Raw genomic sequence first — 26,407 nt, 5'->3', positions numbered from 1 at the left:
ATGACCTCCGGCAGCTCATATCGGAAACCTGCACGCCCGGCAGCTCCCAAAGGAGCATCCTCTACGAGGACCGGGTTGGGAATCCGTGAGCGCATTTCTAATGCCTGGAATGATCTGCTCTCTCGCCCCCTGACTGACTACATAATGCTCTTGTGCATTGTGGTCATTTTGTCCTGCCTTGGCGTGGTCATGGTGTATTCCTCTTCTATGACCTGGTCGCTGCGTGAAGGTGGCTCGGTATGGGGCACGGCTTTACGCCAGGGCATCATGATTGTGCTGGGCTTTTTTGCCATGTGGTTGGCAATGATGATGCGGCCTCAAACAATTAGGTCCCTTGCCCCGGCCTTTTTGGTGGTCTCAATAATCTTGCTGCTGGCCGTGCAGATTCCAGGCATCGGTACCGGTAGGGAAGAGGTGGGTTCCCAATCCTGGATTGTATTGGGACCCATCCAATTCCAGCCTTCGGAAATTGCCAAGGTCGCCATTGCGGTATGGGGTGCTCATTACCTCTCCAATAAAGGCCCGGTTGGGCACTGGTTCTGGAATCACCATATGAAGTTTGCCGCTGTGGGTGGCTTTATGACGGTGCTCATCTTCCTTGAAGGCGACGCCGGTATGGCCGTGTCCTTTGTGCTGGTTGTGCTCTTTATGCTGTTTTTTGCAGGCATTGCCCTGGGCTGGATTGTGGTCGCCGGTTTGCTCATGGCTGCTGCATTGGTCACTTTGGCGGTCGGTGGCGGTTTCCGCTCCAATCGTTTTGAAGTGTATTTTGATGCCCTCTTTGGAAATTTCCAGGATGTGCGCGGCATCGCCTTCCAGTCCTATCAGGGTTTCCTTTCTTTGGCGGATGGCTCCGGAATGGGTGTGGGATTGGGACAATCTCGCGCCAAGTGGTTCTACTTACCCGAGGCTAAAAATGACTTCATCTTTGCCATCATCGGTGAAGAGCTTGGGCTGTGGGGTGGCGCCTTAGTAATCGCTCTCTTTGCTGGTTTGCTCTACTTTGGTTTGCGTACCGCCAAGCGCAGCCATGATCCTTTCTTAAGTCTCATGGCTGCAACCTTGACAGCGGCGGTAGCTTCTCAGGCCTTTATTAATATTGGCTATGTCATTGGTTTGCTGCCTGTTACTGGTATTCAGCTCCCGATGATTTCTGCGGGTGGTACCTCAGCTGTTATCACCTTGGCTTCAATGGGCTTGTTGATTAGCTGTGCCCGCCATGAACCAGAAGCAGTTTCCGCGATGGCCTCTTATGGGCGTCCAGCAATTGACCGCTTGCTTGGTCTTAAAGAACCTTCAAGTGAACTGACCAGAAGTAATGTTCCGGTACGTTCTAAGAAGGCTCCAGCCGGTGCAAAAACCTCCAAGGCAGCTAAAGAATCTAAGGCGACCCAAGATCGTTTTGGACAGCCTGTTACCGCCCGCGCCAAAACCCGTAACCCGGCTACTCGGACTGATCCCAAACGCGGTGGAACTCCTCGAAGTGGGACTTCTAGTGCCACCGGTCGAGGTGCTGCTGGTAGCGTCAGAAATCGAAGCGAGCAGAATCCACCACGGCCCAACTCCAAAAATCGTGGTGGCTCCGCGGACCGTGGTCCATGGAATGACCGTTATCGTCGCTAGTTGTGGGAAGTCAGGAGATTTAGGTAGAGATGAGTCAACCTCAGCATCCATTTAATGTGGTCGTCGCAGGTGGTGGCACCGCAGGCCATATTGAACCAGCCCTGGCTGTGGCAGAAGCCCTGCGAGATAAATACCATGCAGACGTTGTAGCGCTTGGCACTTCCCGCGGATTGGAAACCTCTTTGGTGCCAGACCGTGGATTTAAACTTGAACTCATCGAGCCTGTCCCGGTTCCACGCAAGGTTAATAGCGCGCTTTTTAAGCTGCCTTTCCGAGTGCTGAAGTCCCTGCGTCAAACCCGCGCAGTTCTGAAAAATACCAATGCTCAAGCGGTGATTGGTTTTGGTGGATATGTGTCTGCACCTGCATATTTGGCAGCTCGTTCACTGGGCTTGCCATTTTTTGTCCATGAGGCAAATGCTCGTGCGGGTATGGCTAATAAGCTCGGCGTTAAGCTCGGTGGCGTGGGCTTAAATGCAGTGTCTGGCTCCGGTATGGAAGGCCAGGTAGTGGGCATTCCTATTCGTAAAGGCCTAGGCGGTGACCGGGATGCCTCGGCCGCAGACCGTGCTCGTGCGCAGTGGGGTTTGGATAAAGACCGCAGCACCATTTTGGTTACCGGTGGTTCTCAGGGTGCAGCCAGCATTAACAAAGCTCTAGCTGGTGCATTGGAGCAATTATTGGAGGCTGGCTTCCAGGTGTTGCATGCAGTGGGCAAGAAAAATGAGCTGCCACCTGCCCAACCAGGTTATGTGCCAGTGCCTTTTATTGAGGATATGCAAGCTGCGTATACCGTGGCTGATCTTATTGTGTGCCGTTCCGGTGCCATGACCGTTGCTGAGGTCACCGCAGCGGGCCTGCCCGCCATCTATATCCCGCTGCCACACGGCAACGGGGAGCAGGCACTTAATGCCTCCGCAGTTATTGAGGCCGGCGCCGCGGTTGAGTTAAAGGATTCAGACCTTAACGCTCAAAAGCTTGTCGACGAGATCCTGCAGATCCTCAACAACCCAACCATTTTTCAGCAGATGTCTACTGCTGCCCGGGAATCTGGAGTTGGTAACGCAGCCGAGGTCATCGCAGATCTCATTGCCGATACCATTAAACGATAAATCGCTTTAAACAACTTAAGGACGCTTTCGATGACAAATCAAGCTGCAGTGACCCCAGAAAATATTGACCTTTCTCGCGTTCACCTCATTGGTATTGGTGGCGCTGGAATGTCTGGTGTGGCTCGCATTTTGCTGGCCCGCGGCAAGACCGTGACGGGTTCTGATGCCAAGGATTCCCGCACCCTATTGCCACTGCGCGCAGTAGGAGCCAAAATTGCAGTCGGCCATGCCCGGGAAAACCTAGAACTCGCCGGCGAACTACCAACGGTAGTGGTGACCTCTTTTGCCGCCATCCCACAAGATAATCCTGAATTGGTGCGTGCTCGCGAGGAAAATATCCCCGTTATTCGCCGTTCCGATTTGCTTGGTGAGTTGATGGAAGGGCAAAAGCAGGTGCTCATCGCCGGCACTCACGGCAAGACCTCAACCACCTCAATGACTGTTGTTGCGATGCAGGCAGCTGCGATGGATCCAAGCTTTGCTATCGGTGGTCAGCTCAACAAGGCGGGCACCAATGCGCATCATGGCACTGGTGAAGTTTTTGTTGCTGAAGCAGATGAATCTGATGCTTCACTATTGCGTTATAAGCCAACCATTGCCGTGGTGACCAATGTTGAACCAGATCACCTGGACTTCTTTAAAACTCCAGAAGCTTATTTCCAGGTTTTTGATGATTTTGCCAGCCGTATTGCTCCTGGTGGAACCTTGGTGGTTTGCCTTAATGACCCCCATGCTGCCGATCTAGGAGAACGTGCTGTTCGCATGGGCATTAAGACGGTGGGTTATGGCACCGTGGATGCAGTAGAAGCACACCCAGAGGTTCCAGCCATGGCCACCATCTTGGACACTGAAGTTGTTGCAGAAGGCACCCGCGCCACTATTGAACTTGAGGGCAAACAGCTTTCTGTGATCCTGCAAATCCCAGGCGATCATATGGTGCTCAACGGTGCGGCCGCCCTGGTGGCCGGTTCCCTGGTGGGAGGCGACGTCGACAAGCTTGTTGAAGGCCTAAGTGACTTCTCCGGTGTACGCCGCCGCTTTGAGTACCACGGCACTGTTGAGGCCGGTAATTTTGCCGGTGCTGCAGTATTTGATGATTATGCACACCATCCAACCGAGGTGCAGGCAGTACTTACTGCAGCGCGCGAGCGAGTGCAGGCTGCTGGCAAGGGTCGCGTAATTGTGGCTTTCCAGCCTCACCTTTATTCCCGCACCATTGAGTTCGCAACCGAGTTTGCAGCGGCATTGTCACTGGCGGATGCGGCAGTATTGCTGGAAATCTACGGTGCTCGTGAGCAACCTGTGGAGGGCGTAAGCTCGCGTATCATCACTGATAAAATGACCATCCCCGTGGTCTATGAGCCCAATTTCTCGGCGGTTCCGGAGCGCATCGCCGAGGTTGCCGGGGCACATGACATTGTGCTGACCATGGGTGCAGGCTCTGTGACCATGTTGGCTCCGGAGATCCTTGCTGAACTCCAAGACTAGCTCTATCAAGAGCGAAGGTTAGTGCCTGTGAAAAAGAAGACTATCGCTATTGTGGTGGCCGCCCTGGTGGCCATCGCTGCAATTTTGGGAGCAGTGGCTTGGTTTGTGCCGATCCTCAAAGTTAGTTCCATTGAGGTAAATGGCACCGCTGCCACTGATCCAGCAGCAGTAATCGAGACCTCAGGCATTGTGGAGGGGGAGAATTTGTTGCGGGTAAATGTCAACTCCGCAGCCCACAATATTGTGGAATTGCCTTGGGTGAAATCTGTGACCATCAACCGCAAATTACCTGGCACTATCAGTGTTGAGGTACAGGAGCGAGTTGCTGCAGTATTCCAAAGCAGCGCCGATGGTGATGTTATTTATGACACCGAGGGCAAGGCCATTATTATTGGCACCCCACCACCTGGAACTGTGGAGGTCAAAGCCACCGATGCTGATAATCCGGAGATCCTGCCAGCAGTGATCTCAGTGATAAACTCCATCAGGGAACAAGACGCTGCCATGTTAAACAACGTTGCAACGGTAGAAGCCCCTGACCAATTTGATATTTTGCTTAAACTCAAAGATGGTCGGGAAATCTACTGGGGTTCAGCAGAAAATAATCACGATAAAGCGGTAGCTATGTCTACTGTTTTAAAGCGTGAAGGGCAGCATTGGAATATCAGCTCACCGTCAATGGTAAGTGTCCGCTAAAGTGGCTAGCTGAATCAGATTTCAGGTATTCAGTGCCATAATGTGGCTGTTTTTGGCACTGTGGTTTTGTGCGTTTTTCCACCTCAACAACCTTAAAGTAAAGGTTGAGGGTGGCGACACGCCGCCCGAAATGTCCGACACATTGGGCTGCTTTTCGCACAAGATGTATAACAGCCGGATAATGACTAGTGGGCTGAGACATGCCTGATAGTCTTATTCAAAAATTTTTAAATAAAAGCACTTTTTAGTATCAACTCTTCGAAAGGCGAGACATCGACCATGACCTCACCGAACAACTACCTCGCCAAGATTAAGGTCGTCGGCGTGGGCGGCGGCGGAGTCAACGCCGTCAACCGCATGATTGAAGAAGGCCTCAAGGGCGTGGAGTTCATTGCGGTGAACACTGACTCGCAGGCTCTCATGTTCTCCGATGCAGACGTAAAGCTCGACATCGGAAGGGAGGCCACCCGTGGCCTCGGCGCTGGCGCCAACCCAGAGGTAGGACGTACCTCCGCAGAAGACCATAAGAATGAAATCGAAGAGACCATCAAGGGTGCCGATATGGTCTTTGTCACCGCAGGTGAAGGTGGTGGCACCGGTACCGGCGCTGCCCCAGTGGTTGCTGGAATCGCCAAGAAGATGGGTGCTCTGACCATCGGTGTTGTTACCAAGCCTTTCGAATTTGAGGGCCGTCGCCGTACCCGCCAGGCAGAAGAAGGCATTGCAGCTCTTAAAGAGGTCTGCGATACCCTCATCGTCATTCCAAATGATCGCCTGCTTGAACTTGGCGATGCCAACCTCTCCATGATGGAAGCCTTCCGCGCAGCCGATGAGGTTCTCCACAATGGTGTGCAGGGTATTACCAATCTGATCACCATCCCTGGTGTGATCAACGTGGACTTCGCGGACGTTCGCTCCGTTATGTCTGAAGCTGGCTCTGCATTGATGGGTGTTGGCTCTGCACGGGGCGATAACCGCGTGGTTTCCGCAACCGAGCAGGCAATAAACTCCCCACTGCTCGAGGCAACCATGGACGGCGCAACCGGCGTTCTGCTTTCCTTCGCTGGTGGATCTGACCTTGGCTTGATGGAAGTTAACGCTGCAGCCTCCATGGTGCGCGAGCGCTCTGACGAGGACGTTAACCTTATCTTCGGTACCATCATCGACGACAACCTGGGCGATGAAGTCCGCGTTACCGTTATCGCCACCGGCTTTGACGCTGCTCGCGCGACCGCTTCTGAGAACCGTCGCGCCGGAAACGTTGCAAACAACGCCGCTGCTGCTGATCAGGCTGCTCGTGAGCGCCAGGCACCACAGTCCAACGCCACCGTGCCACCAAAGGATGAGAGCATCTTCGGTGGATCCCGCGAAGAGAATGATCCTTATCAGTCTCGTTCCGCAGGTGCTCGTCATCGTATTGAGGAGACCCGCTCCAGCGGTGGACTCTTCACCAACGGTGAGCGTGACTACCGTCGCGATGACCGCCGTGACGAACGTCGCGATGATCGCCGTGACGAACGTCGCGATGATCGTGACTACGACCGTCGTGATGAGCGACGCGACGACCGCCGTGATGACCGTCGTGACGATCGTGGCGACGATCTGGATGTCCCTAGCTTCCTGCGTTAGTTAAAAGGTGAATAGACTAGTCCACTATGGATAGTCTTGATCTTCACTCCCGCCCCGTCCGCAAGGTGTTTAGCACCCGTGCCGGCGGGGTTTCGCAATCTCCATACGAGTCCTTCAACCTGGGCGATCACGTTGGCGATGACCCTGCAGCAGTTGCCGCAAATCGCGCCCGCTTGGCCCAAAGCATTGGGCTGGCACCAGAACGCATGGTGTACATGGAACAAATCCACTCCAATAACGTCACAGTGGTGGACCAAGCTCCAGCCATAGGAACGCCCGTAGAAATGACCGACGCTTTGGTAACCACCCAACGCGGCTTGGCCTTAGTAGTGCTTGTGGCAGACTGCGTTCCCGTCTTGCTCTCTGATACTGAAGCTGGCGTTATCGCTGCTGTGCATGCCGGACGCATGGGTGCGCGAAACGGGATCATGAAAAAGACCGTGGAAAAGATGGTGGAACTTGGCGCAACTCCAGCTAGTATCCACGCTCTGATGGGAGCTGCTGCCTCCGGTAAGAACTATGAAGTGCCCGCTGAAATGGCCCGCGATGTAGAAGCCAAGTTGCCAGGCTCTCTTACTCGCACCACCAAGGGCACCACTGGTCTAGACATCCGCGCTGGTCTCCTGCGTCAGCTCTTGAGCCTGGGTGTTCATTCCATTGATTCCGACCCCCGTTGCACCATCGAAGATAAGGATTTCTTTTCTTACCGTCGTGAAGGCACCACCGGCCGCCAGGCTGGCGTAATTTGGCTGCCTGAGGTGGCCTAATGGAGAGAATTCAACAGCTCCAGGACAACCTCAACAAAGTACAAGCGCGTATCGACGCCGCCCTCCAGGTCGCAGGTCGGGCACCAGGAAGTGCCGTGTTGCTGCCCGTAACTAAATTTCACCCGCTGGAAGACGTTAAGATCTTGCAGGACCTAGGCGTGAAGGCAGTGGGGGAGAATCGCGAACAAGAAGCTCGCGATAAGGCAGTGCAATTACCGGAAATGGATTTCCATATGATTGGCCAAATCCAGTCCAAAAAAGCTAATTCCGTGGCGCGCTGGGCTGCCGCGGTGCATTCCATCGACAGTCTAAAAATTGCTCAAGGTTTGAACCGGGGAATGGAATTAGCCCTCGAACGCGGCGACCGCACTATCTCAAGCCTGCAAAGTTTTATTCAGCTAAGTTTGGATGGCGATCCAGCTCGTGGCGGAACGCCCTTGGGCGAGGTCACACCGCTAGCTGAGGCAATAGAAGAGGCGACACACCTCGATTTTGCGGGTGTAATGTGTGTACCCCCGCTAGATTGGGAACCTGAGCGAGCGTTTTCCCAGGCACGAGAGATTCTTTCAGGTTTAGAACAACACTTTGACAGGTCTTTGGAATTTTCTGCAGGTATGTCTGGAGATCTCGCGGAAGCAATTATGCATGGCTCAACAATCGTGCGTGTCGGAACAGAAATTCTGGGAACGCGACCGCTAGCGTAGAAAATCAAGTTAAGGGTGTGATGAACACCCCAGCTGCACATGAAATAAATAGACATTCCAGGTGAAGGGAAACTGCCATGTCAATGCTCAAGAAGACCAAAGAATTCTTCGGACTCGCTCCTTATGAGACCGACCACGACGACGCATACTACGCAGACGAGCCACGTTATGAGGCTGCACCTGCATACGCGCCCGAATACCGTGAGCGTGAATATGGATACACTCCAGAACCAGTAGCACCAGCTGCTCCTGCACCTCGCACCTACCAGTCCACTATCGTGCCGGTAGAGCTCAACTCTTTTGAAGATGCACAGATCATCGGCGCCGCTTTCCGCGATGGCGATGCTGTGGTTTTTGATATGAGCCTGCTCTCCCGTGACGAGTCCCGTCGTATCGTCGACTTCGCCGCTGGCCTGTGCTTCGCACTCCGCGGTCAGATGAAGAAGATCGACAGCCTCACCTTTGCGGTTATCCCAGAGATGTCCACTGTTACTACCTCTGAGCTGGAACGCGCAGCTCGTATTCGCTAAAAACTAGCGAATGCTGGTTTACCGGATCGCAAAGGGTTGTTGGATTGATAGCTTTTTTTAGAAGGCTCTCCACAGCCGCTTCATGTGCAGCGTGACCGGAAATCCTTGTTTGCCCGCCGTCTCACCACAACAGCCTGGAACTTTTTCAGGTAGGTGAGTGGCGGGTTTTCTTTTTATCAGGTCTTTAAAAATGTCATCAACCTTCATTATCAGTTAGGCTGTTTCCTCGTGGGTACCATTGCATATTTAATTGCTTGGATCATTAGTCTCTACACCTGGGTGCTTGTGGCACGCATCGTGATTGAAATGATCCAGTCCTTTTCCCGATCTTTCGCACCGCCGAAGTGGTTCTTCTTTATTGCAGAACCAATCTTCCTAATTACCGATCCGCCTGTGAAGCTGCTTCGTAAGGTCATTCCGCCATTGCCCTTGGGTAATGTTCGGCTTGATATCTCGGTGCTTGTGCTTTTCTTTGCGCTTTCCGTGCTTCAAAGAGTGATTTTGATGTTTGCTTAAAGTGCTTTTGAGAATCTTGGTCGCGTGTCGCATGGAGCGCGGCTAGAATTTTTTACCCCCTAAATGCACACCCGTTCATTGGCGACAAGCCTAAAGTGATTAGCAAATGTGATCAGTTCAACACAGCTGCTTATAACTGGTTATGACGAGGTAAATAAATACATCTTAAGGTCGAAAAAGTCCTTAAAAGCGCAATTCAAATGACATATTTGTAATTGCGAGGGGTAGGGTAAGCCCCATTCACATGTTTGTCACTGATGTGTGCTCCATGAAGGTTCACAACAACTACGGTTGTGCAACAAAGCTGAAAATCCTGAAGGAATTTCGGCGCGGTTGCCAGAGAAAAATTTACTGCTGGCTACAATAACGTGTGAAGAACAGTATGATAAATGGAAATTCCAGTCGCAGGAAATTCTTGTGATTGAGTCCCGGCCCTGCCTGGGGCCACCGTTAAATCGAAGGGAATCCGCTAATGCCGTTGACTCCAGCTGATGTGCATAACGTCGCTTTCAGTAAGCCGCCTATCGGCAAACGTGGTTACAACGAGGACGAGGTTGATCAGTTCTTGGATCTCGTTGAGGACACCCTCGCACAGTTCCAAGAGGAAAATGATGATCTCAAGCAGCAGGTCGAAGAGCTAGAAGCACAGCTCAACGACCGCGCTGCAACCAGCACCCCGGCAGCTGCCGGCGCTGGCGTGGCCACCAAGTCTGTTGATGAGGCAGCACTTCGCAAGGAAATCGAAGCGAAGCTGCGCGCTGAATACTCAACCAAGCTTGAAGATGCGACTAAGGCCACTCAGAAGGCACAGAATGACGCTAAGGCTGCACAAGAGCAGCTCAAGAGCGCACAGTCTGAGGCTAAGGCCGCACGTGAAGAAGCTGAGAAGGCTAAGGCAGATGCCAAGTCCAGCTCCAACAACACCAAGGCAGCAGCAGTTAGCTCCGCAGTTGTCGGTGCTGGCGCAGGTGCCGTAGCAACCGGTGCTGCCAATGTGGATACCCATATGCAGGCCGCTAAGGTGCTCGGACTTGCTCAGGAAATGGCTGACCGTCTGACCTCTGAAGCTCGTGCAGAAGCCAAGTCCATGTTAGACGAGGCTCGCGAGGCTGCCGAGAAGCAGATCGAAGAAGCTAACAGCACCTCCAATAGGACTCTTGAAGAGGCTCGCGCAGCTGCTGAAAAGCAGGTTGCAGAGGCAGAAGCTCGGGCTAACACCTTGGTTTCTGAGGCTGATACCAAGGCTAAAAACCTTGTTGCAGAAGCTGAAAAGAAGTCCGCAGCAACCATCGCAGCTTCGACCTCCCGCGCTGAAGCTCAGATCCGTCAGGCTGAGGACAAGGCTAACGCCCTGCAGGCTGACGCTGAGCGCAAGCACACCGAGACCATGGCAGCAGTCAAGGAGCAGCAAAATGCTCTGGAGACCCGCATCGCGGAACTGCAGACCTTCGAGCGCGAATACCGCACTCGTTTGAAGACCCTCCTCGAGGGTCAGTTGGAGGAGCTTAATGCTCGCGGATCTTCCGCACCAAGCAATAACTCCGCTAACAAGTCTGGTGAGTAATTTTTAAGCTAGATTTTTAACACACTCGGCTCTCCCCGGGTCCGGATTTTCAACACCGGGCAGGGGAGAGCCTTTGTGTGTCGGTACCCAAAATAGCTTGACCACGTGACATTGAAAGGTGATCCTGATGTTTATTGCTGCGATTATTTTATCCATCATTGGTTTCATCCTTTTGGTGCTCACCGTGACTGCAGAATCCGATGTGTGGACAGTGCTCCTAATCATCGTGGTTATCGCTGGCCTAATCTGCTTTGGCATTGATGAATGGCGTAAAAAGAAAAATCGCTAGCAAAACCGTGCTCGGCTTTAGGTTTTGACGCCGTGCGCTATACTTGGCTGCAGTCGCTTATCTGCTCTTGAGTAAGAAGTTTTCAAGGCAGCGTAGCGAAGACGTTGATCCGGCCATCACCGGGGAGTCTTTTCGGAAGAACAGTCACTGTGTGGCCTAGTAGAACCGGACGGGTGGGACCGTGACAGACCTTAGAAAAATCAAGGGGAGCAGGCTTTATCTACAAGGTCTGACTCAAGCAGGGTGGTACCGCGTCCATTAGGGGCGTCCCGGCAAGGAATTGTTAATGCAAACTTGCGTGAAGGATGTGGCCGGAACTCATGACTGAAGCCGTTGGCGGAGTCTACCCCCAGGTCGATATGACTGGTGGATCATCTCGATTCCCTGAAATGGAAGAAAACGTTCTTAAGTACTGGAAAAAGGACGATACTTTCCAAGCCAGTATTGATCAGCGCGAAGGCGCAAAGGATTACGTCTTTTATGACGGTCCTCCCTTCGCAAATGGTCTTCCACACTATGGTCACCTGCTGACCGGCTATGTCAAAGACATTGTTCCGCGCTACCAGACCATGCGCGGCCACCGCGTGCCCCGCGTTTTCGGCTGGGACACTCACGGTCTTCCTGCGGAGCTAGAGGCTGAAAAGCAGCTCGGCATCAAGGACAAGGGTGAGATCGAGGCCATGGGCCTTGCTAAGTTCAATGAATACTGCGCTACTTCCGTGCTGCAGTACACCAAGGAGTGGGAAGAGTACGTTACTCGCCAGGCTCGTTGGGTGGACTTTGAAAATGGCTACAAGACCATGGATCTTACCTTCATGGAATCTGTTATCTGGGCCTTCAAAGAGCTTTATAAGAAGGGCCTGATCTACCAGGGCTTCCGCGTTTTGCCTTATTCCTGGGCTGAGCACACTCCGCTGTCCAACCAGGAAACCCGCCTGGATGATTCCTATAAGTTGCGCCAGGACCCAACCCTGACCGTTACTTTCCCAATTACCGGTGTGCTCGAAGGCTCTAGCGCTAACGCTGACCTGGTCGGCGCTGAGGCGCTGGCCTGGACCACCACCCCTTGGACCTTGCCTTCCAACCTGGCTTTGGCAGTTAACCCAGCAGTGACTTACGCACTGGTTGAGGTTGCTGAAGACGGTGAGCAAGGATTCGTCGGAAAGCGTGTCTTGTTGGCAAAGGACCTGGTCAGCGCATATGCCAAGGAACTGGGTGCAGAGGCACAGGTCATTTCTGAGCATGCCGGCGCTGAGCTGGTGGGCTTGACCTATGAGCCAATTTTTGGCTACTTCCGTGAGCACCCTAAGGCTTTCCAGATTTTGGGTGCAGATTATGTCACCACCGAAGACGGTACCGGCATTGTCCACCAGGCTCCGGCCTTTGGTGAAGACGATATGAATACCTGTAATGCTGCGGGAATTGAGCCAGTAATTCCAGTGGATATGGATGGCAAGTTCACCTCCCTGGTTCCTGAATACCAAGGTCAGCTCGTTTTTGATGCTAATAAGGACATCATCAAGGACCTCAAGGCTGCTGGCCGCGTTGTGCGCCACCAGACCATTGAGCACTCCTACCCACACTCTTGGCGTTCCGGCGAGCCACTGATCTACATGGCATTGCCATCATGGTTTGTTAATGTCACCGAAATCCGTGACCGCATGGTTGAGGTCAACCAGGATATTGAGTGGATGCCAGCGCATATCCGCGATGGCCAATTTGGTAAGTGGCTGGAGGGCGCACGTGACTGGAACATTTCCCGTTCCCGTTACTGGGGTTCTCCAATTCCAGTGTGGGTCTCTGATAATGATGAATACCCACGCGTGGATGTTTATGGCTCCCTCGATGAGCTTGAGGCAGACTTCGGCGTACGCCCACAGTCCCTGCACCGCCCATATATTGATGAGCTGACTCGTCCAAACCCAGACGATCCAACCGGACAGTCCACCATGCGCCGCGTCACCGACGTTCTTGACGTCTGGTTCGACTCCGGTTCCATGCCATTTGCGCAGGTCCACTACCCATTTGAGAACAAGGACTGGTTCGATACCCACGCACCAGCTGACTTCATTGTGGAGTACATCGGCCAGACCCGTGGCTGGTTCTACCTGCTGCACGTGCTTTCCACCGCACTTTTTGATCGTCCTGCTTTCAAGAAGGTTGTGGCGCACGGTATCGTGCTCGGCGATGACGGACTGAAGATGTCCAAGTCCAAGGGCAATTACCCGAATGTCAACGAGGTCTTCGACCGTGATGGCTCCGACGCTATGCGTTGGTTCCTCATGAGCTCTCCAATCCTGCGCGGTGGCAACCTGATTGTCACCGAAAAGGGCATCCGTGAAGGTGTCCGCCAGGCTCAGCTGCCAATGTGGAACGCATACTCCTTCCTGCAGCTTTATACCTCTAAGAAGGCAACCTGGTCTGTTGATTCCACCGATGTCTTGGATCGCTACATTCTGGCCAAGCTGCATAACCTGGTTGCAGATACCCAGGCTGCAATGGATGCAACTGACATTGCAAAGGCCTGTGACCTGGTCCGTAACTTCTGCGATGCACTGACCAACTGGTACGTGCGCCGCTCCCGCGATCGTTTCTGGGCGGGCGATGATCAGCACCCAGAGGCCTTCAACACCCTGTATACCGTGCTGGAGACCTTGACCCGCGTGGCAGCTCCACTGCTGCCAATGACCACCGAGGTTATTTGGCGTGGACTTACCGGTGAGCGCTCCGTGCACCTAACCGATTACCCTGATGCAGCTGCATTCCCAGCTGATGATGATCTGGTTCGCGCAATGGATGATATCCGTGGAGTGTGCTCTGCTGCTTCCTCCGTGCGTAAGTCTCACAAGCTGCGTAACCGTCTGCCTTTGCCTGCTTTGACTGTGGCTTTGCCAGATTCCGAGCGCTTGGCTGACTTCGCAGCAATCATTCGCGATGAGGTTAACGTCAAGGAAGTCATCTTGACTTCCGACGTTGATTCCGTGGGTACCTTCGAGGTCGTTGTTAACGCGAAGGTCGCCGGCCCTCGTTTGGGCAAGGATGTCCAGCGTGTGATCAAGGCTGTAAAGTCCGGAAACTACACCCGCGAGGGCGATGTTGTCGTGGCCGATGGTGTTGAGCTGCAGGAAGGCGAGTACACCGAGCGTCTAGTTGCTGCCAACCCAGATTCCACCGCACAGATCGACGGCGTGGACGGCCTGGTTGTACTCGATATGACCCTGACCGATGAGCTGGAAGCTGAAGGCTGGGCTGCCGACGTGATCCGTGGTCTGCAGGATGCTCGTAAGAACTCCGGCTTTGAAGTTTCAGACCGCATTTCCGTGCTGATCAGTGTGCCAGCAGAAAAGCAGGAGTGGATTAACACCCACGCCGAGCACATTGCAGCAGAGGTTTTGGCTACCTCCTTCGAGGTCACCACCGAGCCACTCACCGGCGAAACCCATGAGGTTATCACCGGCGTTAACGCTCAGGTCACCAAGAACTAAAACGCTTGTCGACGCCGCCCCCGCCGCCCTGGGTCACCCCAGGCAGCGGGGGTTTCGCTTGCCCCTAACACGGTGTCAAGGTGTCAACTTGAGTGCATGAATAAGTTAAACGCCGCAAATTCTTCCATCCGCCTCCAAGCCGCATTAGCTATAGGAACCAATCCTGACCCAACTGCGATTCCTTTGCTGGTGCAACGCTGCGGGGTGGAGGAGGATTTTTATGTCCGCGATATGCTCACCTGGGCATTAACCCGCATGCCGCATGCCGAAGTAATTCCAGCCCTTATTCCTGAGCTGGATTCTTTAACGCCCTTTGCTGCTAGCCAAGCTCTGCATACTTTCTCCAAACTGCAAGATCCTCGTGTGTGGGCTGAGCTGAAAAAACGCCCCGAGCTGCTGCATCGTGAAGATACTTCGGTGACCGCCTGGCGGAGTTTTGCAGGTCTGGTTCCGGCTGGTGATTTGGACTGGCTTTTAGGTGAATTAGCGCAAGAATTTGATAAAGGTAGTGCGGAAACTCAACGAAGTCTCAGCCGTGCCATGGTGGAAGTGGGCAACAGGGGTGCGTCGATAAGCGCCTTTTTAGCGGCCTTTAAGGGCCCACATGCCCGCGCCACCGCCAAACTGTGGGCAGATCCGGAGACGGATTTTCTGGCGGATCTCCAGTTGGCGCGCCGGGTGGATAATATGGGTGCATGCTAATTGGCGAGGTCGCAGCACTCAGCGGGGTTAGTGCTCGCATGCTGCGGCATTATGAATCTTTGGGCTTGTTGGCTCCAGAGTTAAATGCCTCGGGATTTCGCGATTATTCCGAGACAGATGTGCAAAGAATTTTGCACATTGAGGGCCTGCGCAGCTTGGGTTTAAGCCTGCAGGAGGTCGCGGAAGCACTGCATGATCCCACTTTTAGTCCGGACTCTGTGATTGCTGAATTGATTAGGGATTCACGGGATCGCTTACGGGCGGAACAAGAATTATTGCAGCGTTTGCGGGCCGTTAAAGAATCTGGGGTGGGGGATTGGCATGCAGCTTTAGAAATTGTTGACTTAATGCGAGCTTTGCGATCGCCCGTGCCAGCGCAGCGACAATTGACGGCCTTTAATGTAGGCGCCAAAAAAGATGGAGCTATGGCATCAACCCTTGCGGCCTCCGCGCTGCGCGAGGACAACCTCAATGTTGAAGGCGCACTGGCCTGGGCTGTGTTGCATTCAGAGGGGGACGCTGTTGCAGCTGTGGCACGTGGACTTAAGTCTGCCGATGTTTCGGTAAGATTGCGCGCGCTGCGCATTATTGTGGCGGCTGAGGCAGGGGAGCTGCGCACTTCTAAACTGTTGGAGGCATTGCGCGATAGTGTTCCTGAGATCAGGGCGCACGCAGCTTTGGCTTTAAGTGCTGAGCGCGGTGTGGGGGATGTGGCTGAGGCCGCGGCAGTACAAGAAGTGCTAATTTCCATGGTGTTGACTGGTGTGCGTGATGTGGAAGCTGCGGAGGCTTTGGCAAAAGGGGAGGACGTGGAGTCTGTGTTATCCCGCTTTGCACATGAACTGCGGGTGCGCGAGCATGCTGATGAGGCTCGTAGTCGTATCACTCAGGCGCTTGCGGAATTCCCGCGTTCTACTGCTGTAGTGAGTGAACTTTTAGAGACTTTAAGCAGGGACAAAAACCCTAAAGTAGCTTTTACTGCTCGCGCTATTTTAGCTACCTAACAGCCGTGCGCAGGCTGGGCTAAGATTAGCTTCTGTGCATGGGAAAACTGGACAAGGCTCGCTCAAGTCAATGTTGGCACCTTTATTAATGGTGCTAAATGGTGCTTCTTTATATGCTGGCGCTGCAATTGCAGTAGGTCTGTTCCAGAGTTTCTCCCCGGCGTTGGTGGCTTGGATGCGAGTAGCAGCAGCCGCGGTGATTTTGTTGCTCCTTTATCGCCCACAGTGGCGCAACTTCTTTGGCAGTGTGGGGCTTAGTGCTGCTATTTATGGTGTGGCTACCTTGAGCATGAACATCACCTTTTATGAAGCCATTGCGCGTATCCCCATGGGGACCGCGGTGGCGATTGAGTTTTTGGGGCCGATTGCAGTAGCAGCAGTGGGAAGTTCTACGCTCCGCGACTGGTTGGCGCTGCTTTTAGCTGGTGTAGGAGTAGTAGTTATTAGTGGTGCGCAATGGTCAGCAAATAGTGCGGGCGTGCTTTTTGCACTGGCAGCAGCGGCACTGTGGGCGCTTTATATTGTGACGGGAAATCGCATTGCTGGTGATGCTGCTTCCAGCCGTAGTGGAATGGCGGTGGGATTCGGCTGGGCTGCGCTGCTTTCTCTGCCACTGGCATTGTGGTGGTGGCCAGGCCTTTCCGCTAGCTCGTTGAGCTGGTGGGAATTGCTGGGGCTAGCGGTTGGCTTAGGTGTTTTATCCGCGGTCATCCCTTATGGCCTAGACCAGGTAGTTCTACGAATGGCAGGGCGCTCTTATTTTGCGCTCTTGCTAGCAATTTTGCCGATTAGTGCAGCACTGATGGGTGCACTGGTGCTAGGCCAGATGCTCACTCTGGCGGAGATTATTGGCATTGTGTTGGTAGTGCTGGCAGTAGCGCTGCGCAAGCCTTCCTCTTAAGATTTCCAGAGTGTGCTGAGTTATCGAACAAAATAGCGTTTAAAGGTGCCCCAATGTAGGCAAAGTGGATGGCGATGCCTAGCATAGAGGCTATGCAACGTTGGGTTCTGCACATTGATATGGATGCCTTTTTCGCATCCTGCGAACAGCTGACCCGACCAACCTTACGTGGCCGGCCCGTATTGGTGGGCGGAGTATCTGGACGTGGAGTTGTCGCTGGCGCTTCTTATGAGGCTCGTAAATTTGGGGCTCGTTCAGCCATGCCCATGCACCAGGCAAAAGCCATGGTGGGATTCGGGGCAGTGGTGGTTTCTCCACGTCACAAGGTATATTCTGCGGCTTCCCAAAGAGTTTTTCAGATTGTTGAAAAACGCGCAGGCATCGTAGAACGCCTCAGCATTGATGAAGGTTTTATGGAACCAGAGGCCTTGATTGGTGCTAGTCCAGCTGAGGTAAAACAGTGGGCCGAAGACCTGCGCGCAGAAATCAGAGAGATCACTGGCCTGCCATCATCAGTAGGAGCTGGATCAGGAAAACAAATTGCCAAAATTGGTTCGGGTGAAGCCAAACCAGATGGCGTCTTTATCGTCCCAGTGGAACAACAACATGACCTGCTTGATCCACTGCCGGTTGGTGCACTTTGGGGTGTTGGCCCAGTTACCGGCGCAAAACTTGCCAAAATGGGAGTGGAAACGATCGGGGATCTAGCTGCGCTCTCTGCAAAAGAGGTAGAGATTTCCCTCGGCGCCACAATTGGACTTGGGCTGTGGAATCTGGCTCGAGGGCATGATGATCGCCCGGTGATCCCGCGGGCGGAAGCCAAACAGATTTCTCAGGAACATACCTTTGAAAAAGACCTCATTAGCCGTACCCAAGTGGATGCTGCCATTGTGCGCGCTGCACAGGGGGCGCATCAGCGCCTGCTCAAAGATGGCCGCGGAGCGCGCACTGTTAGCGTGAAATTGCGTATGGCGGATTTTCGGGTGGAGTCACGTTCTTTTACGCTCTCCTATGCCACTGATGATTACGCCACCTTGGAAGCAACTGCATTCCGGTTGGCTCGTTATCCCGGGGAAGTTGGTCCAATTAGGTTAGTTGGCGTGAGTTTTTCAGGGTTGGAAGAAGCTCGTCAAGACTTGCTTTTCCCAGAGCTGGACCAGCAACTGATTATTCCGGCAACTCCTGATTCAGATTATGAATCAGGGGTGCAATCCAGCTCAGCCACAGCCCAGATTGTTACTGAGATCCAATCCAATACCTCTGCTGACAATAGCGCGAAGATGTGGCATGCCACCCAAGATGTTTATCATCCAGATTTTGGTCATGGATGGGTACAAGGAGCTGGACATGGCGTGGTTTCCGTACGCTTTGAAACTCGCAGCACCATCAAGGGGAAAACCAGAAGTTTTGCCATTGATGATCCGCTCCTAACAGAGGCGGATCCCCTTAATAGCCTCGACTGGGCCCAGTGGTTGCAAGAAAATGGCACTGCAGAGGAAGAAAATTAAATCAAAGTAGCGGGGTGGCGGCCGGTTGCAATTGCGATAGCAAGCAGAATTCGGGCTTGACCAGCGCGGAAATAACGTGATCCCACCGCACCCTTAGCAGCCAAGGTAGCTCCGCCACCGGCACCGCCATAGACTCCCGAAACTTCACCGCGAGGCACGCGGGTGCTCATGATGACAGGGATGCCGGCATCAAGTGCAGCACCTAACGCATCACCAAATTTAGAGCCCACATTGCCCGATCCCATTGCCTCAACAACCAAGCCTTGGGCACCAGCATCAAGAGCTGCCTGCACCATGGAGCCCGAGGCACCTGGATAAGCCGGAATGATCTCTACCTGCACCTTCGCCAAAGCGGTTAGTGGCAGGGGAGTAGGGCGTTCTGGTTCTTCGGGAGCATTGCTGCCAAAAGCCAATTCATCGGAGGTATGCCATTTGGTTGCACCGCGCGCCGGGAGCACTGCATGCCCAAAGACAATCAGCGCGCCAATGCCACGGGCAGAAGGATCTGAGGCAATTAGGCAGGCTTCAAAAAGGTTGGCTGGACCATCAGTTTCTGGGTGGTCAAAAGGCTTCTGCGCACCGGTAAAAACGACGGGTCGCGGATCATTAAGGAAGGTATCAATAGCAATGGCGGATTCTTCCATGGAATCGGTGCCATGGGTGATTACAACGCCAACAACCTCTGGATCTGCCAGCACCTTGTGTACTGCGGTATTGATTTCATCAATATCTGCGAAGGTAAGTGAAGAGGAATCCAAACGATTTAGTTCGTGGACCTCAAAAGAAATTGCAGAACCATCAAAGCGGGAGGAAATTGCAGAGACTAATTCGGCACCGCTGACGGTGGGAATCAAATGACCATTGGCATCGGAGGTGCATGCGATGGTGCCACCGGTGGTGATCACTGCCACTTTGCCGGGAGTATTAAGGTGGGCGGTGGGATCCTGGGATTGCTTTGATGGCTGCTCAGACATGGGTTTAAGAGTAGCAATGTGTGCCAGCTGGCGGAAAAGTGCGGAGAAATACACTGTGATTCTTCGCATGTCTGCTTGGCGAGAATGTGGGTCAGCACGGTTTGACGTGTACCCTTTGTGGGAAAGTCGTTAAAAAATTGTCGCACCGTTGGTGTGTGGATGAGTCATGCACTCATCTCACCCCCAATTGTGGATTAAAATACATGATCAGATTTTGTGTGTGGCAACGATGAGACAGAAGCAAAGGATTCTTTAACGTGAAGCTTTTTAAGGCAACCGCAGCAACCTTGAGTGTTGTAGCAGCACTGACCCTCGGCGCTTGTTCCAGCAGCGAGGACACCGGCACTGAAGCTACTTCAGCTGCCTCCAGCTCCGCAGAATCATCCAGCAGCACTGCCGCAGCCTATCCAACCGCAGATGAGCTTAATGCCATCTTGGCAGTGGCAACTGACCCAAATGCTCCCATCGAGGAGAAAGTAAAGACCGTTCAGGGTTCTGAGAATGCACCTGAGCTTTTTGAGACCATGACCCAGGCAAAGGTTGAATCTGGCGCTCAGTTCCAGGTTGTTGGTTCTGTTTTGCCCGGTTATGACCCAACCTCCGAGGTCTTGACCACCGTGATGTTCCAATTGCCAGACCGCCCTGAGCAGGAAGCAGAAGGCGTTGAGTTTGTGAACACCAACGGCAGCTGGCAGCTCTCCCAGGACTGGGCTTGTATCTTGATCACCAACACCGTTGCACCTGAGCAGGTTCCTGCAATGTGCGTTGGCACCGCAACTGATGCCCCTGTTGTTGAAGAGGCACCAGCTCAGTAATTAGCGGCTTAAGCTAATCTTCTTCCCCGTCCAACGCCTTCTAATCCACCGATCATGGCTGGCTAGAAGCACCCGGCCGGGGAATTTTTCTATTGCAGATTCTAATTCTTCACTTAAAGCCAGCGAGAGATGGTTGGTCGGTTCGTCGAGAAGCAAAAGATCTGGCGGGCTCGCCAGAATCAGCCCCAGTGAGACGCGGCGACGTTGCCCGAGTGACAATGCGCCCAACGGGGCGCTTTGCGACGCCGGACTCAACAGACCCATATCGCTAAGATCCGGCCCATCCGAGCGGTGGGAAAGTTGTGCAAAAACCTCAGCTGTTGGGGTGGCCAATTGCTCGGGAGTCCACTGGTCATCCTGCTTAAGGCGAGTGATCCGCAGGCCTTCGGGAATAATCAGCTCGCCTTCGGTGGCTGTCACATCGCCCGAAAGCACTGATAGAAGAGTAGATTTTCCCACTCCATTGGGGCCTTCAAGCAAAATATGCGCTCCGGGTTCAATATAAAAAGACACCGGCTGTACACGGTTGGCCACTGCAATATTGCGCAACTCAATACCTTCGCCCACTCCCTGGTGAGTGACCTCTGGAATGCCTTGAAATTCCAGCACCTTTGGTGGAGCAGGAAGCGCAAATCTTTCTAGTTCTTCAAGGCGATTGCGGGCGGAGCAGACGCGATTTCCCTGGGTTTTAGCAGCACGATCGGCATAAAACTTAGCCGTAATCTTGGCCTCTGATTTAGAAACCGAGGAGTGGAAAATATCTCCCTCGGTTAAACCGGTGGCCTTTTCCAGCTTTTCACGCTCAGCTTCTTGGGCTACATAAAGCTGCGCCCACCGCAGACGGCGCTGTTCGCGATCAAGCAGGTATTCACTAAAACCGCCACCAAAGGTGACTGCCTGCCTTACTTCTTCACCAGATCCGCCTTCTGGCCCCAGCGCTGGATCAAGGTCTACCAATTTATCGCTTACTTGGTCAAGGAAATAGCGATCATGGCTGGCGATGAGAATCGGACCTTTAAAAGCCTTAAGCTCTGCGATGAGATAGTCCACTGTGGCGTCATCCAGGTGGTTGGTTGGCTCATCCAAAATCATCGCTTTAGCAGGCTGCAACAAAAGAGCAGCCAGCGCAAAGCGACGACGCTGCCCACCGGAAAGCTCCCTAATGGGCGTGTTTTTATCAATAGCGCCCAAACCCAAACCTGCCAGTACACCCTCAATGCGGGAATCTAGCTCCCATAATCCATATTCTTCGGCGTCGTGGAGGGCAGCATCAAAAGTGCTGGCTAGTTCCTCAGCGACAGCTTCATTTGTGGTGTTATCACCCATCTGGGCGGAAAGCTGTGAGATGGTATCTTCAATAGCTTTGATCGGTGCTACGGCGGCGTCGATTAGCGCTTGAGCTGGGGAATTAAAAGGTAATTGAGTTTCCTGGGCAATAAAGCCAGTCTCTTGAGGTAGGTAAATCTCACCCTGATCGGGTTCTAATTCGCCAGCGATGAGGGCGAGCAGAGTGGATTTACCAGCACCGTTTTCTCCAATAAGGCCAACAATTTCACCATTGTTGACGCTAAGGGAAATGTCGGTGAGCACACGACGGTCTGGATAAGAAAAGCTCAGTCCGTCAACAGCAATATAGGTGGCGTGGGATCGCATAAAAAAGTCCTTCGAAGTCAAACAAAACTTTGGCTCTGCACCAAAGAGGGCGGTGGAGCCTAAGCAAACGGAAAAATACCGAGAGTGTGACTATCGAAGGATCATGTTTGAATTATGCACCCAGCTTCAACAATTGGCAAGAGCCAAGCATTTGAGGCTGGCTACTTGCTTTCAGTGGCTGTTTCGGAGGTGGATTCGGAGGCAGCCTCAGCTTCGCCAAACTTCACTGAAGAAGTTGTGTCCTGCACAATGCGGGTGTCATTGGTGGCACCACCATAAATTACGCGGGTAGTCCATGAGACTTGGCCAGCAGTTGGCAATGGCTGAGTAAGATCCACGCTCAATGTTCCTACCGAAGTGGTATTGGAACTCATCACTGCAAGCTGCTCGGGAGTCTCGGTGGGGGTCGCAGCCGCGGTAGCTGATTCTGGGGTGGCGGTAGCTGTCTCTGTGGTGGTGATGTCAATGGCAGAGATACTGGGGCGCTGGGAGACCGCTACATCCAGGTCAACCTTATCGCCCTCAAAGCCAGTAATCGTGTAGGCCAGGGTCTGTAACAGCGTGGATTCACCAGTTACGCGACTATCTACTGTCCATTTTGCTCCCACACCCAGCTCTTCGGTGGGAAAGACAATGGGCAGGGAAGTAAAAGTAAGCAAATATTGCTCCATCAAGGCTCGTCCATTGTCCGTGGCATCAACTGGAGCTGCAAAGCTTAAAGTTGTCGCTTGGCCACTATCAGTAGCGCGCATTCCGAGGGTGAAACCAGCAGCGGAGTTAGTATCGGGGGATTGGGTGAGATCACTGAAGTCGGGGTTTCCAACCTTCAAAGTGATGTCACGAGAAGCCGCAATTGCTTCCTCTTCAGATGCTTCGGCTGCTTTGGTACTTGCGCTAATAGGCAAGGTTAAGGTGGTCACATCGCCACCAGCAGGCGCTACCGGATTAGCATCTGCGGCAGTTCCAACCGCTTGGGCAAAACCTTGGGCAATGTCCAAGGTGAGATCTTGAGTCTTTTCTTCGGCGCCTTCTGCAGGCACATCCTTATAACTAAATGTCCTCAGTGGGGCGGTTCCTGTTTCCAAGACCACCACGCGGGGTGCATCAACGGCCAAACCCACGGCCTGTTCTACAGCGGGACTATCGTCTTGGGATTGTTCACTACAAGCAGCAAGGCCCAAGGTTGTTGATAATACGAGGGAGCCGGCGAGAACACGGAAACCTAGAGAACGTGAAGAAAATGTATGTGGCACGCCTTTAAACCTATCGCTTGTGAAGGTCAGCTAGCCAAGTGAACCCTGAAAAGCAACTGCCTTTAAGCTTTGAATTTCACCATAATAATGGTGTGCCACTGCACTAACAGGGTTGTTTTCCTGGCGAAATCGGGGTTGGGGTGCCCTGTAATTGTGACCATGGGTGGGTCCGGGTGGAAGTTTTTGCCCCACATGGGGAAAGATAGTCTAGGTGACCTCAAACGATGCAGGGGCCAATGCAGCCCCCAGGACAAAGAAAGAAAAGAGGACAACCGTCAAACAGGTGGTTCCCTTAATGGCAGCCATCGTAGTGGTGATTGCAGCCGTCGATCAGCTGGTGAAGACGCTCATGCTGAATTGGCTTGAACCGGGCGTCCCCGTGTCAGTTATCGGCGATTGGTTCCGTTTCTATTTACTTTTTAACCCCGGCGCAGCATTTTCCATGGGTGGTAACAACACCTGGATCTTCACCTGTATCCAATTAGCTTTTGTTATTGGTATTGCCATTTATGCGCCCCGCATTCAGCACCGCTGGATTGCAGTTGGTTTGGCGCTGGTGGCAGGTGGTGCCATGGGCAATCTCCTGGATCGCCTTTTTAGGGCGCCATCATTTTTCCTCGGCCATGTGGTCGACTACATTTCCGTGGGCGGATTTGCAGTTTTTAATATCGCCGATGCCTCCATCACCTGTGGTGTCATTGTGTTCTTAATTGGGATGTTCTTAGAAGAACGCGACATCACTCGGAATAAAGCCCAAGACAAAGAACTCAACAACACCCCGGCAGCACATGGAGCAGAAGCATAATGAGCAGACAAAGTAGAACACTTCCCGTCCCCGAAGGCCTCGCTGGCATGCGGGTAGACGCCGCACTCTCAAAGCTGTTGGGAATTTCTCGTACCACCGCAGCTGAATTGGCAACTGCCGGAGACGTCAGCGTTGATGGGGTAGTAGTGGGCAAGAGTGATCGCCTCGTGGCCGATTCCATGCTGGATGTTTTATTGCCAGAGCCGGCACGCCCCTTAATTCCCAAAGAAGAAATTGTCCCTGGCCTCGATATCCTTTATGCCGATAATGATGTCATTGCGGTTAATAAGCCAGTAGGCGTGGCAGCACACCCAACCGTTGGTTGGGAAGGCCCAACTGTAGTTGGTGGTTTGGCAGCTGCTGGATTTAGGATTTCTACCTCCGGCCCACCCGAGCGCAAAGGTATTGTCCAGCGTCTTGATGTAGGTACCTCAGGTGTCATGGTGGTTGCTGCCTCAGAGCGCGGATATACCGTGCTCAAGCGGGCTTTTAGGGACCGTACCGTGGATAAGACCTACCATGCGTTGGTACAAGGGCATCCTGATCCAATGTCTGGCACCATTGAGGCCCCGATTGGGCGTCATCCTTCCGCAGGCTGGCGTTTTGCCATCACCACTGAAGGCAAACATGCCGTTACCCACTATGAAACTCTGGAAGCTTTCCAGGAGGCAACCTTGGTGAAAGTGCACCTGGAAACAGGACGCACCCACCAGATTCGTGTGCATTTTTCGGCCTTACATCATCCTTGTTGTGGCGATCCAATGTATGGTTCCGATCCAGTATTGTCGCAGCGTCTAGGCCTAACCAGGCAGTGGCTGCATGCTGTGTCGCTGGGCTTTAATCACCCTGCTGATGGTCGCTGGATGGAGATTGAGTCTCCATATCCTGACGATCTCCAGCACGCTTTGGATGTGTTGCGGGAATCTTAGATGGATGGATTTGATCGAGGTCGGCGGATCGCTGCCGTATTAGCACTTCTCGGCTTAGTCGTTGTGGTTGCGCTATTGAGTTTAAGTGATCGCACGGCAAAGCCGATGGCCATTAATGGCGATATGCTCGGCCAGGAAACGTCGGAAAGCATTGACGCCTACGCTGCACGCGCTGCCACCTCGCTTACTGCGGCGCCGGCGGGCCGAGATGCCTACGCGCTGGTTAGTTTTAAGAGGCCGCTCGACGCGGGTAGCGCGGCCGAGGTGGTTGCCGATGTCGGGCGCGTTAACGCGATGGTGATGCTATCTGCGCCAGCCATGCCCCTCCCGGAGCCGATTGCGGGCGAGACCCGCGCCGATGTTTTTCAACGTCAAATAACGCTTGTCGACGCTCAGCTTGCCGGTATCGGCAACGTTCGTGCCCCGCAGGAGCTCAACGGGGTAGTGGTGCGGGATACCCCGGAAGTACTGCAGCAATTGGCAGCCAACCAGGAAGTTTTTAGCGTTGAGGTGCTGCCACCGGATGCTGCCTGGGGCGCTTTTGGAGTTCGCCCAGTCAACGTTGATGGCACCCCGCTAGACGGTGCTTAGGCTGCGGAGTGGTGGCGTTTTTGGAGATAAATATCAAAGATATAAAGCGCCACCGCAACCCAGATAATAATAAAGCCGATCCAACGCACTGGCTCTAATTGTTCATTAACCACCAGCAGCGCCCATAGCATCTGCATAGTCGGCGTCATATATTGCAACATGCCCACGGTGGATAGCGGAATAGCCTTTGCTGCCAGTGAAAAGAGCAAAAGTGGCACCGCGGTGACCAACCCAGAGCTAATCAGCAGCGCCGAGTGTGCGGGGCCATTATTAAAGAAGGTGCCCTGGCCAGACAACTCCAGCCAGCCCAAATACACGATGGCAATTGGCAATAACACCAGGGTTTCCGCGGTGAGTGAACCAATGGCAGACATTTTTACCTGCTTTTTAATGGCTCCATACAAACCGAAGGTCAGTGCCAAGGTCAAGGCCAAATATGGGGGCTGACCTGCTAAGAAGGTCAGAAATAGCACACCGGCAGTGGCAATAAGAACGGCGCTTAATTGCAATTTGCGCAGTTGTTCCTTAAAGAAGAAAATGCCAAAGACCACGCTGACCAGCGGATTAATAAAGTAGCCAAGGGCAGCTTCCGTGACGTGTCCGGCGTTGACTGCAATAACGTAAATCAACCAGTTGGCCGCAATAAAAATGGATGCAAAAATAATGCGGATCCACGTGGAGCGGTCGGTCTTTTTAAACTCGCCCCAGCCCTTGGCAACTGTAATAACAATGAGCATTAATACCGCGGTCCACAAGATGCGGTGAGCTAAAATTTCAAGCGGTGCAGCGGGGAGCAGCAAGGGGAAAAATGCTGGGAAAAGCCCCCAAATTAAATATGCGAATACGCCGTAGATCATAAGTGCACACCT

General features: G+C 53.2%; 25 protein-coding genes. 20 read left to right on the top strand and 5 right to left on the bottom strand.

Annotated elements, in window-relative coordinates:
* The 8 genes from H924_RS09180 (at position 1) to H924_RS09145 (ending at position 8,549) form a co-directional block, all read left to right on the top strand.
* Entirely contained in the window at positions 1 to 1,623 is a 1,623-nt protein-coding gene (locus H924_RS09180) for a peptidoglycan glycosyltransferase FtsW (RefSeq protein ID WP_042392663.1), read from the top strand.
* Positions 1,624 to 1,652: 29 nt separating this feature from the next.
* A complete protein-coding gene (gene murG / locus H924_RS09175) occupies positions 1,653 to 2,735 on the top strand; it encodes an undecaprenyldiphospho-muramoylpentapeptide beta-N-acetylglucosaminyltransferase (RefSeq protein ID WP_015651685.1) in 1,083 nt (360 codons plus the stop codon).
* A gap of 30 nt (positions 2,736 to 2,765) precedes the next feature.
* Positions 2,766 to 4,223 carry a UDP-N-acetylmuramate--L-alanine ligase gene (gene murC / locus H924_RS09170; RefSeq protein WP_015651684.1) on the top strand — a complete coding sequence of 486 codons (1,458 nt, stop codon included), beginning with the start codon at positions 2,766 to 2,768 and terminating at the stop codon, positions 4,221 to 4,223.
* Positions 4,224 to 4,250: 27 nt separating this feature from the next.
* The gene (locus H924_RS09165) at positions 4,251 to 4,919 is read left to right on the top strand and encodes a cell division protein FtsQ/DivIB (RefSeq protein WP_015651683.1); all 669 of its coding nucleotides are present in this window, start codon (positions 4,251 to 4,253) and stop codon (positions 4,917 to 4,919) included.
* Positions 4,920 to 5,198: 279 nt separating this feature from the next.
* Positions 5,199 to 6,548: a cell division protein FtsZ gene (ftsZ, locus tag H924_RS09160; protein WP_015651682.1), complete on the top strand. Its 1,350-nt coding sequence runs from the start codon at positions 5,199 to 5,201 to the stop codon at positions 6,546 to 6,548.
* A gap of 26 nt (positions 6,549 to 6,574) precedes the next feature.
* Positions 6,575 to 7,315 carry a peptidoglycan editing factor PgeF gene (pgeF, locus tag H924_RS09155; protein ID WP_015651681.1) on the top strand — a complete coding sequence of 247 codons (741 nt, stop codon included), beginning with the start codon at positions 6,575 to 6,577 and terminating at the stop codon, positions 7,313 to 7,315.
* Complete coding sequence (locus tag H924_RS09150; protein ID WP_015651680.1) at positions 7,315 to 8,019, top strand: YggS family pyridoxal phosphate-dependent enzyme; 705 nt, start codon at positions 7,315 to 7,317, stop codon at positions 8,017 to 8,019. Before pgeF ends, H924_RS09150 begins: the two co-directional genes overlap by 1 nt.
* 77 nt (positions 8,020 to 8,096) lie before the next feature.
* Entirely contained in the window at positions 8,097 to 8,549 is a 453-nt protein-coding gene (locus H924_RS09145; protein WP_015651679.1) for a cell division protein SepF, read from the top strand.
* A 57-nt stretch (positions 8,550 to 8,606) separates the two neighbouring features.
* Here H924_RS09145 and H924_RS14185 read toward each other — a convergent pair whose 3' ends face one another.
* Positions 8,607 to 8,756 carry a hypothetical protein gene (locus tag H924_RS14185; RefSeq protein WP_155861948.1) on the bottom strand — a complete coding sequence of 50 codons (150 nt, stop codon included), beginning with the start codon at positions 8,754 to 8,756 and terminating at the stop codon, positions 8,607 to 8,609.
* Between the two features lie 21 nt (positions 8,757 to 8,777).
* Between H924_RS14185 and H924_RS09140 the strand changes: the two genes are divergently transcribed.
* The 8 genes from H924_RS09140 (at position 8,778) to H924_RS09110 (ending at position 18,518) form a co-directional block, all read left to right on the top strand.
* Positions 8,778 to 9,065 carry a YggT family protein gene (locus tag H924_RS09140; RefSeq protein ID WP_029703283.1) on the top strand — a complete coding sequence of 96 codons (288 nt, stop codon included), beginning with the start codon at positions 8,778 to 8,780 and terminating at the stop codon, positions 9,063 to 9,065.
* A gap of 472 nt (positions 9,066 to 9,537) precedes the next feature.
* A complete protein-coding gene (locus H924_RS09135) occupies positions 9,538 to 10,629 on the top strand; it encodes a DivIVA domain-containing protein (protein WP_015651677.1) in 1,092 nt (363 codons plus the stop codon).
* A gap of 127 nt (positions 10,630 to 10,756) precedes the next feature.
* Positions 10,757 to 10,918 (top strand): hypothetical protein, encoded by a 162-nt coding sequence (locus H924_RS14380; RefSeq protein ID WP_015651676.1) that lies wholly within the window; start codon positions 10,757 to 10,759, stop codon positions 10,916 to 10,918.
* A gap of 320 nt (positions 10,919 to 11,238) precedes the next feature.
* A complete protein-coding gene (gene ileS, locus H924_RS09130) occupies positions 11,239 to 14,403 on the top strand; it encodes an isoleucine--tRNA ligase (protein WP_015651675.1) in 3,165 nt (1,054 codons plus the stop codon).
* A 96-nt stretch (positions 14,404 to 14,499) separates the two neighbouring features.
* Entirely contained in the window at positions 14,500 to 15,105 is a 606-nt protein-coding gene (locus H924_RS09125; protein ID WP_015651674.1) for a HEAT repeat domain-containing protein, read from the top strand.
* Positions 15,099 to 16,109 (top strand): MerR family transcriptional regulator, encoded by a 1,011-nt coding sequence (locus H924_RS09120; RefSeq protein ID WP_015651673.1) that lies wholly within the window; start codon positions 15,099 to 15,101, stop codon positions 16,107 to 16,109. Before H924_RS09125 ends, H924_RS09120 begins: the two co-directional genes overlap by 7 nt.
* Before the next feature lie 70 nt (positions 16,110 to 16,179).
* Positions 16,180 to 17,010, top strand: coding sequence for an EamA family transporter (locus H924_RS09115; protein ID WP_015651672.1), 831 nt, complete (start codon positions 16,180 to 16,182; stop codon positions 17,008 to 17,010).
* A gap of 92 nt (positions 17,011 to 17,102) precedes the next feature.
* Positions 17,103 to 18,518 (top strand): DNA polymerase IV, encoded by a 1,416-nt coding sequence (locus tag H924_RS09110; protein ID WP_029703281.1) that lies wholly within the window; start codon positions 17,103 to 17,105, stop codon positions 18,516 to 18,518.
* Here H924_RS09110 and H924_RS09105 read toward each other — a convergent pair.
* Positions 18,515 to 19,492: an asparaginase gene (locus H924_RS09105; protein WP_029703279.1), complete on the bottom strand. Its 978-nt coding sequence runs from the start codon at positions 19,490 to 19,492 to the stop codon at positions 18,515 to 18,517. The genes H924_RS09110 and H924_RS09105 overlap by 4 nt on opposite strands.
* Before the next feature lie 257 nt (positions 19,493 to 19,749).
* Here H924_RS09105 and H924_RS09100 point away from each other — a divergent pair, with 257 nt between their 5' ends.
* Positions 19,750 to 20,307: a hypothetical protein gene (locus H924_RS09100; RefSeq protein ID WP_015651669.1), complete on the top strand. Its 558-nt coding sequence runs from the start codon at positions 19,750 to 19,752 to the stop codon at positions 20,305 to 20,307.
* Here the strand turns inward: H924_RS09100 and H924_RS09095 are convergent, their stop codons facing one another.
* Together H924_RS09095 and H924_RS09090 are read right to left on the bottom strand one after the other, a co-directional pair.
* Positions 20,308 to 21,960, bottom strand: a complete 1,653-nt coding sequence (locus H924_RS09095; protein ID WP_015651668.1) for an ABC-F family ATP-binding cassette domain-containing protein — start codon at positions 21,958 to 21,960, stop codon at positions 20,308 to 20,310.
* 161 nt (positions 21,961 to 22,121) lie between these two features.
* Positions 22,122 to 23,213, bottom strand: a complete 1,092-nt coding sequence (locus H924_RS09090) for a hypothetical protein (RefSeq protein ID WP_015651667.1) — start codon at positions 23,211 to 23,213, stop codon at positions 22,122 to 22,124.
* Positions 23,214 to 23,424: 211 nt separating this feature from the next.
* Between H924_RS09090 and lspA the strand changes: the two genes are divergently transcribed.
* From lspA to H924_RS09075, 3 genes are read left to right on the top strand one after another with little or no spacing between them, the layout of a single operon-like run.
* Positions 23,425 to 24,018 (top strand): signal peptidase II, encoded by a 594-nt coding sequence (gene lspA / locus H924_RS09085; protein WP_042392657.1) that lies wholly within the window; start codon positions 23,425 to 23,427, stop codon positions 24,016 to 24,018.
* Positions 24,018 to 24,947: an RluA family pseudouridine synthase gene (locus H924_RS09080; RefSeq protein ID WP_015651665.1), complete on the top strand. Its 930-nt coding sequence runs from the start codon at positions 24,018 to 24,020 to the stop codon at positions 24,945 to 24,947. Before lspA ends, H924_RS09080 begins: the two co-directional genes overlap by 1 nt.
* Positions 24,948 to 25,538 carry a hypothetical protein gene (locus tag H924_RS09075; protein ID WP_015651664.1) on the top strand — a complete coding sequence of 197 codons (591 nt, stop codon included), beginning with the start codon at positions 24,948 to 24,950 and terminating at the stop codon, positions 25,536 to 25,538.
* On the opposite strand, the gene rarD is transcribed toward H924_RS09075, so the two are convergent.
* Positions 25,535 to 26,395: an EamA family transporter RarD gene (gene rarD, locus H924_RS09070; protein WP_015651663.1), complete on the bottom strand. Its 861-nt coding sequence runs from the start codon at positions 26,393 to 26,395 to the stop codon at positions 25,535 to 25,537. The genes H924_RS09075 and rarD overlap by 4 nt on opposite strands.
* Positions 26,396 to 26,407 lie beyond the last annotated feature (12 nt).

Source organism: Corynebacterium callunae DSM 20147, assembly GCF_000344785.1.
Classification (GTDB): domain Bacteria; phylum Actinomycetota; class Actinomycetes; order Mycobacteriales; family Mycobacteriaceae; genus Corynebacterium; species Corynebacterium callunae.
This window is presented reverse-complemented; position numbering and strand designations above follow the sequence as displayed.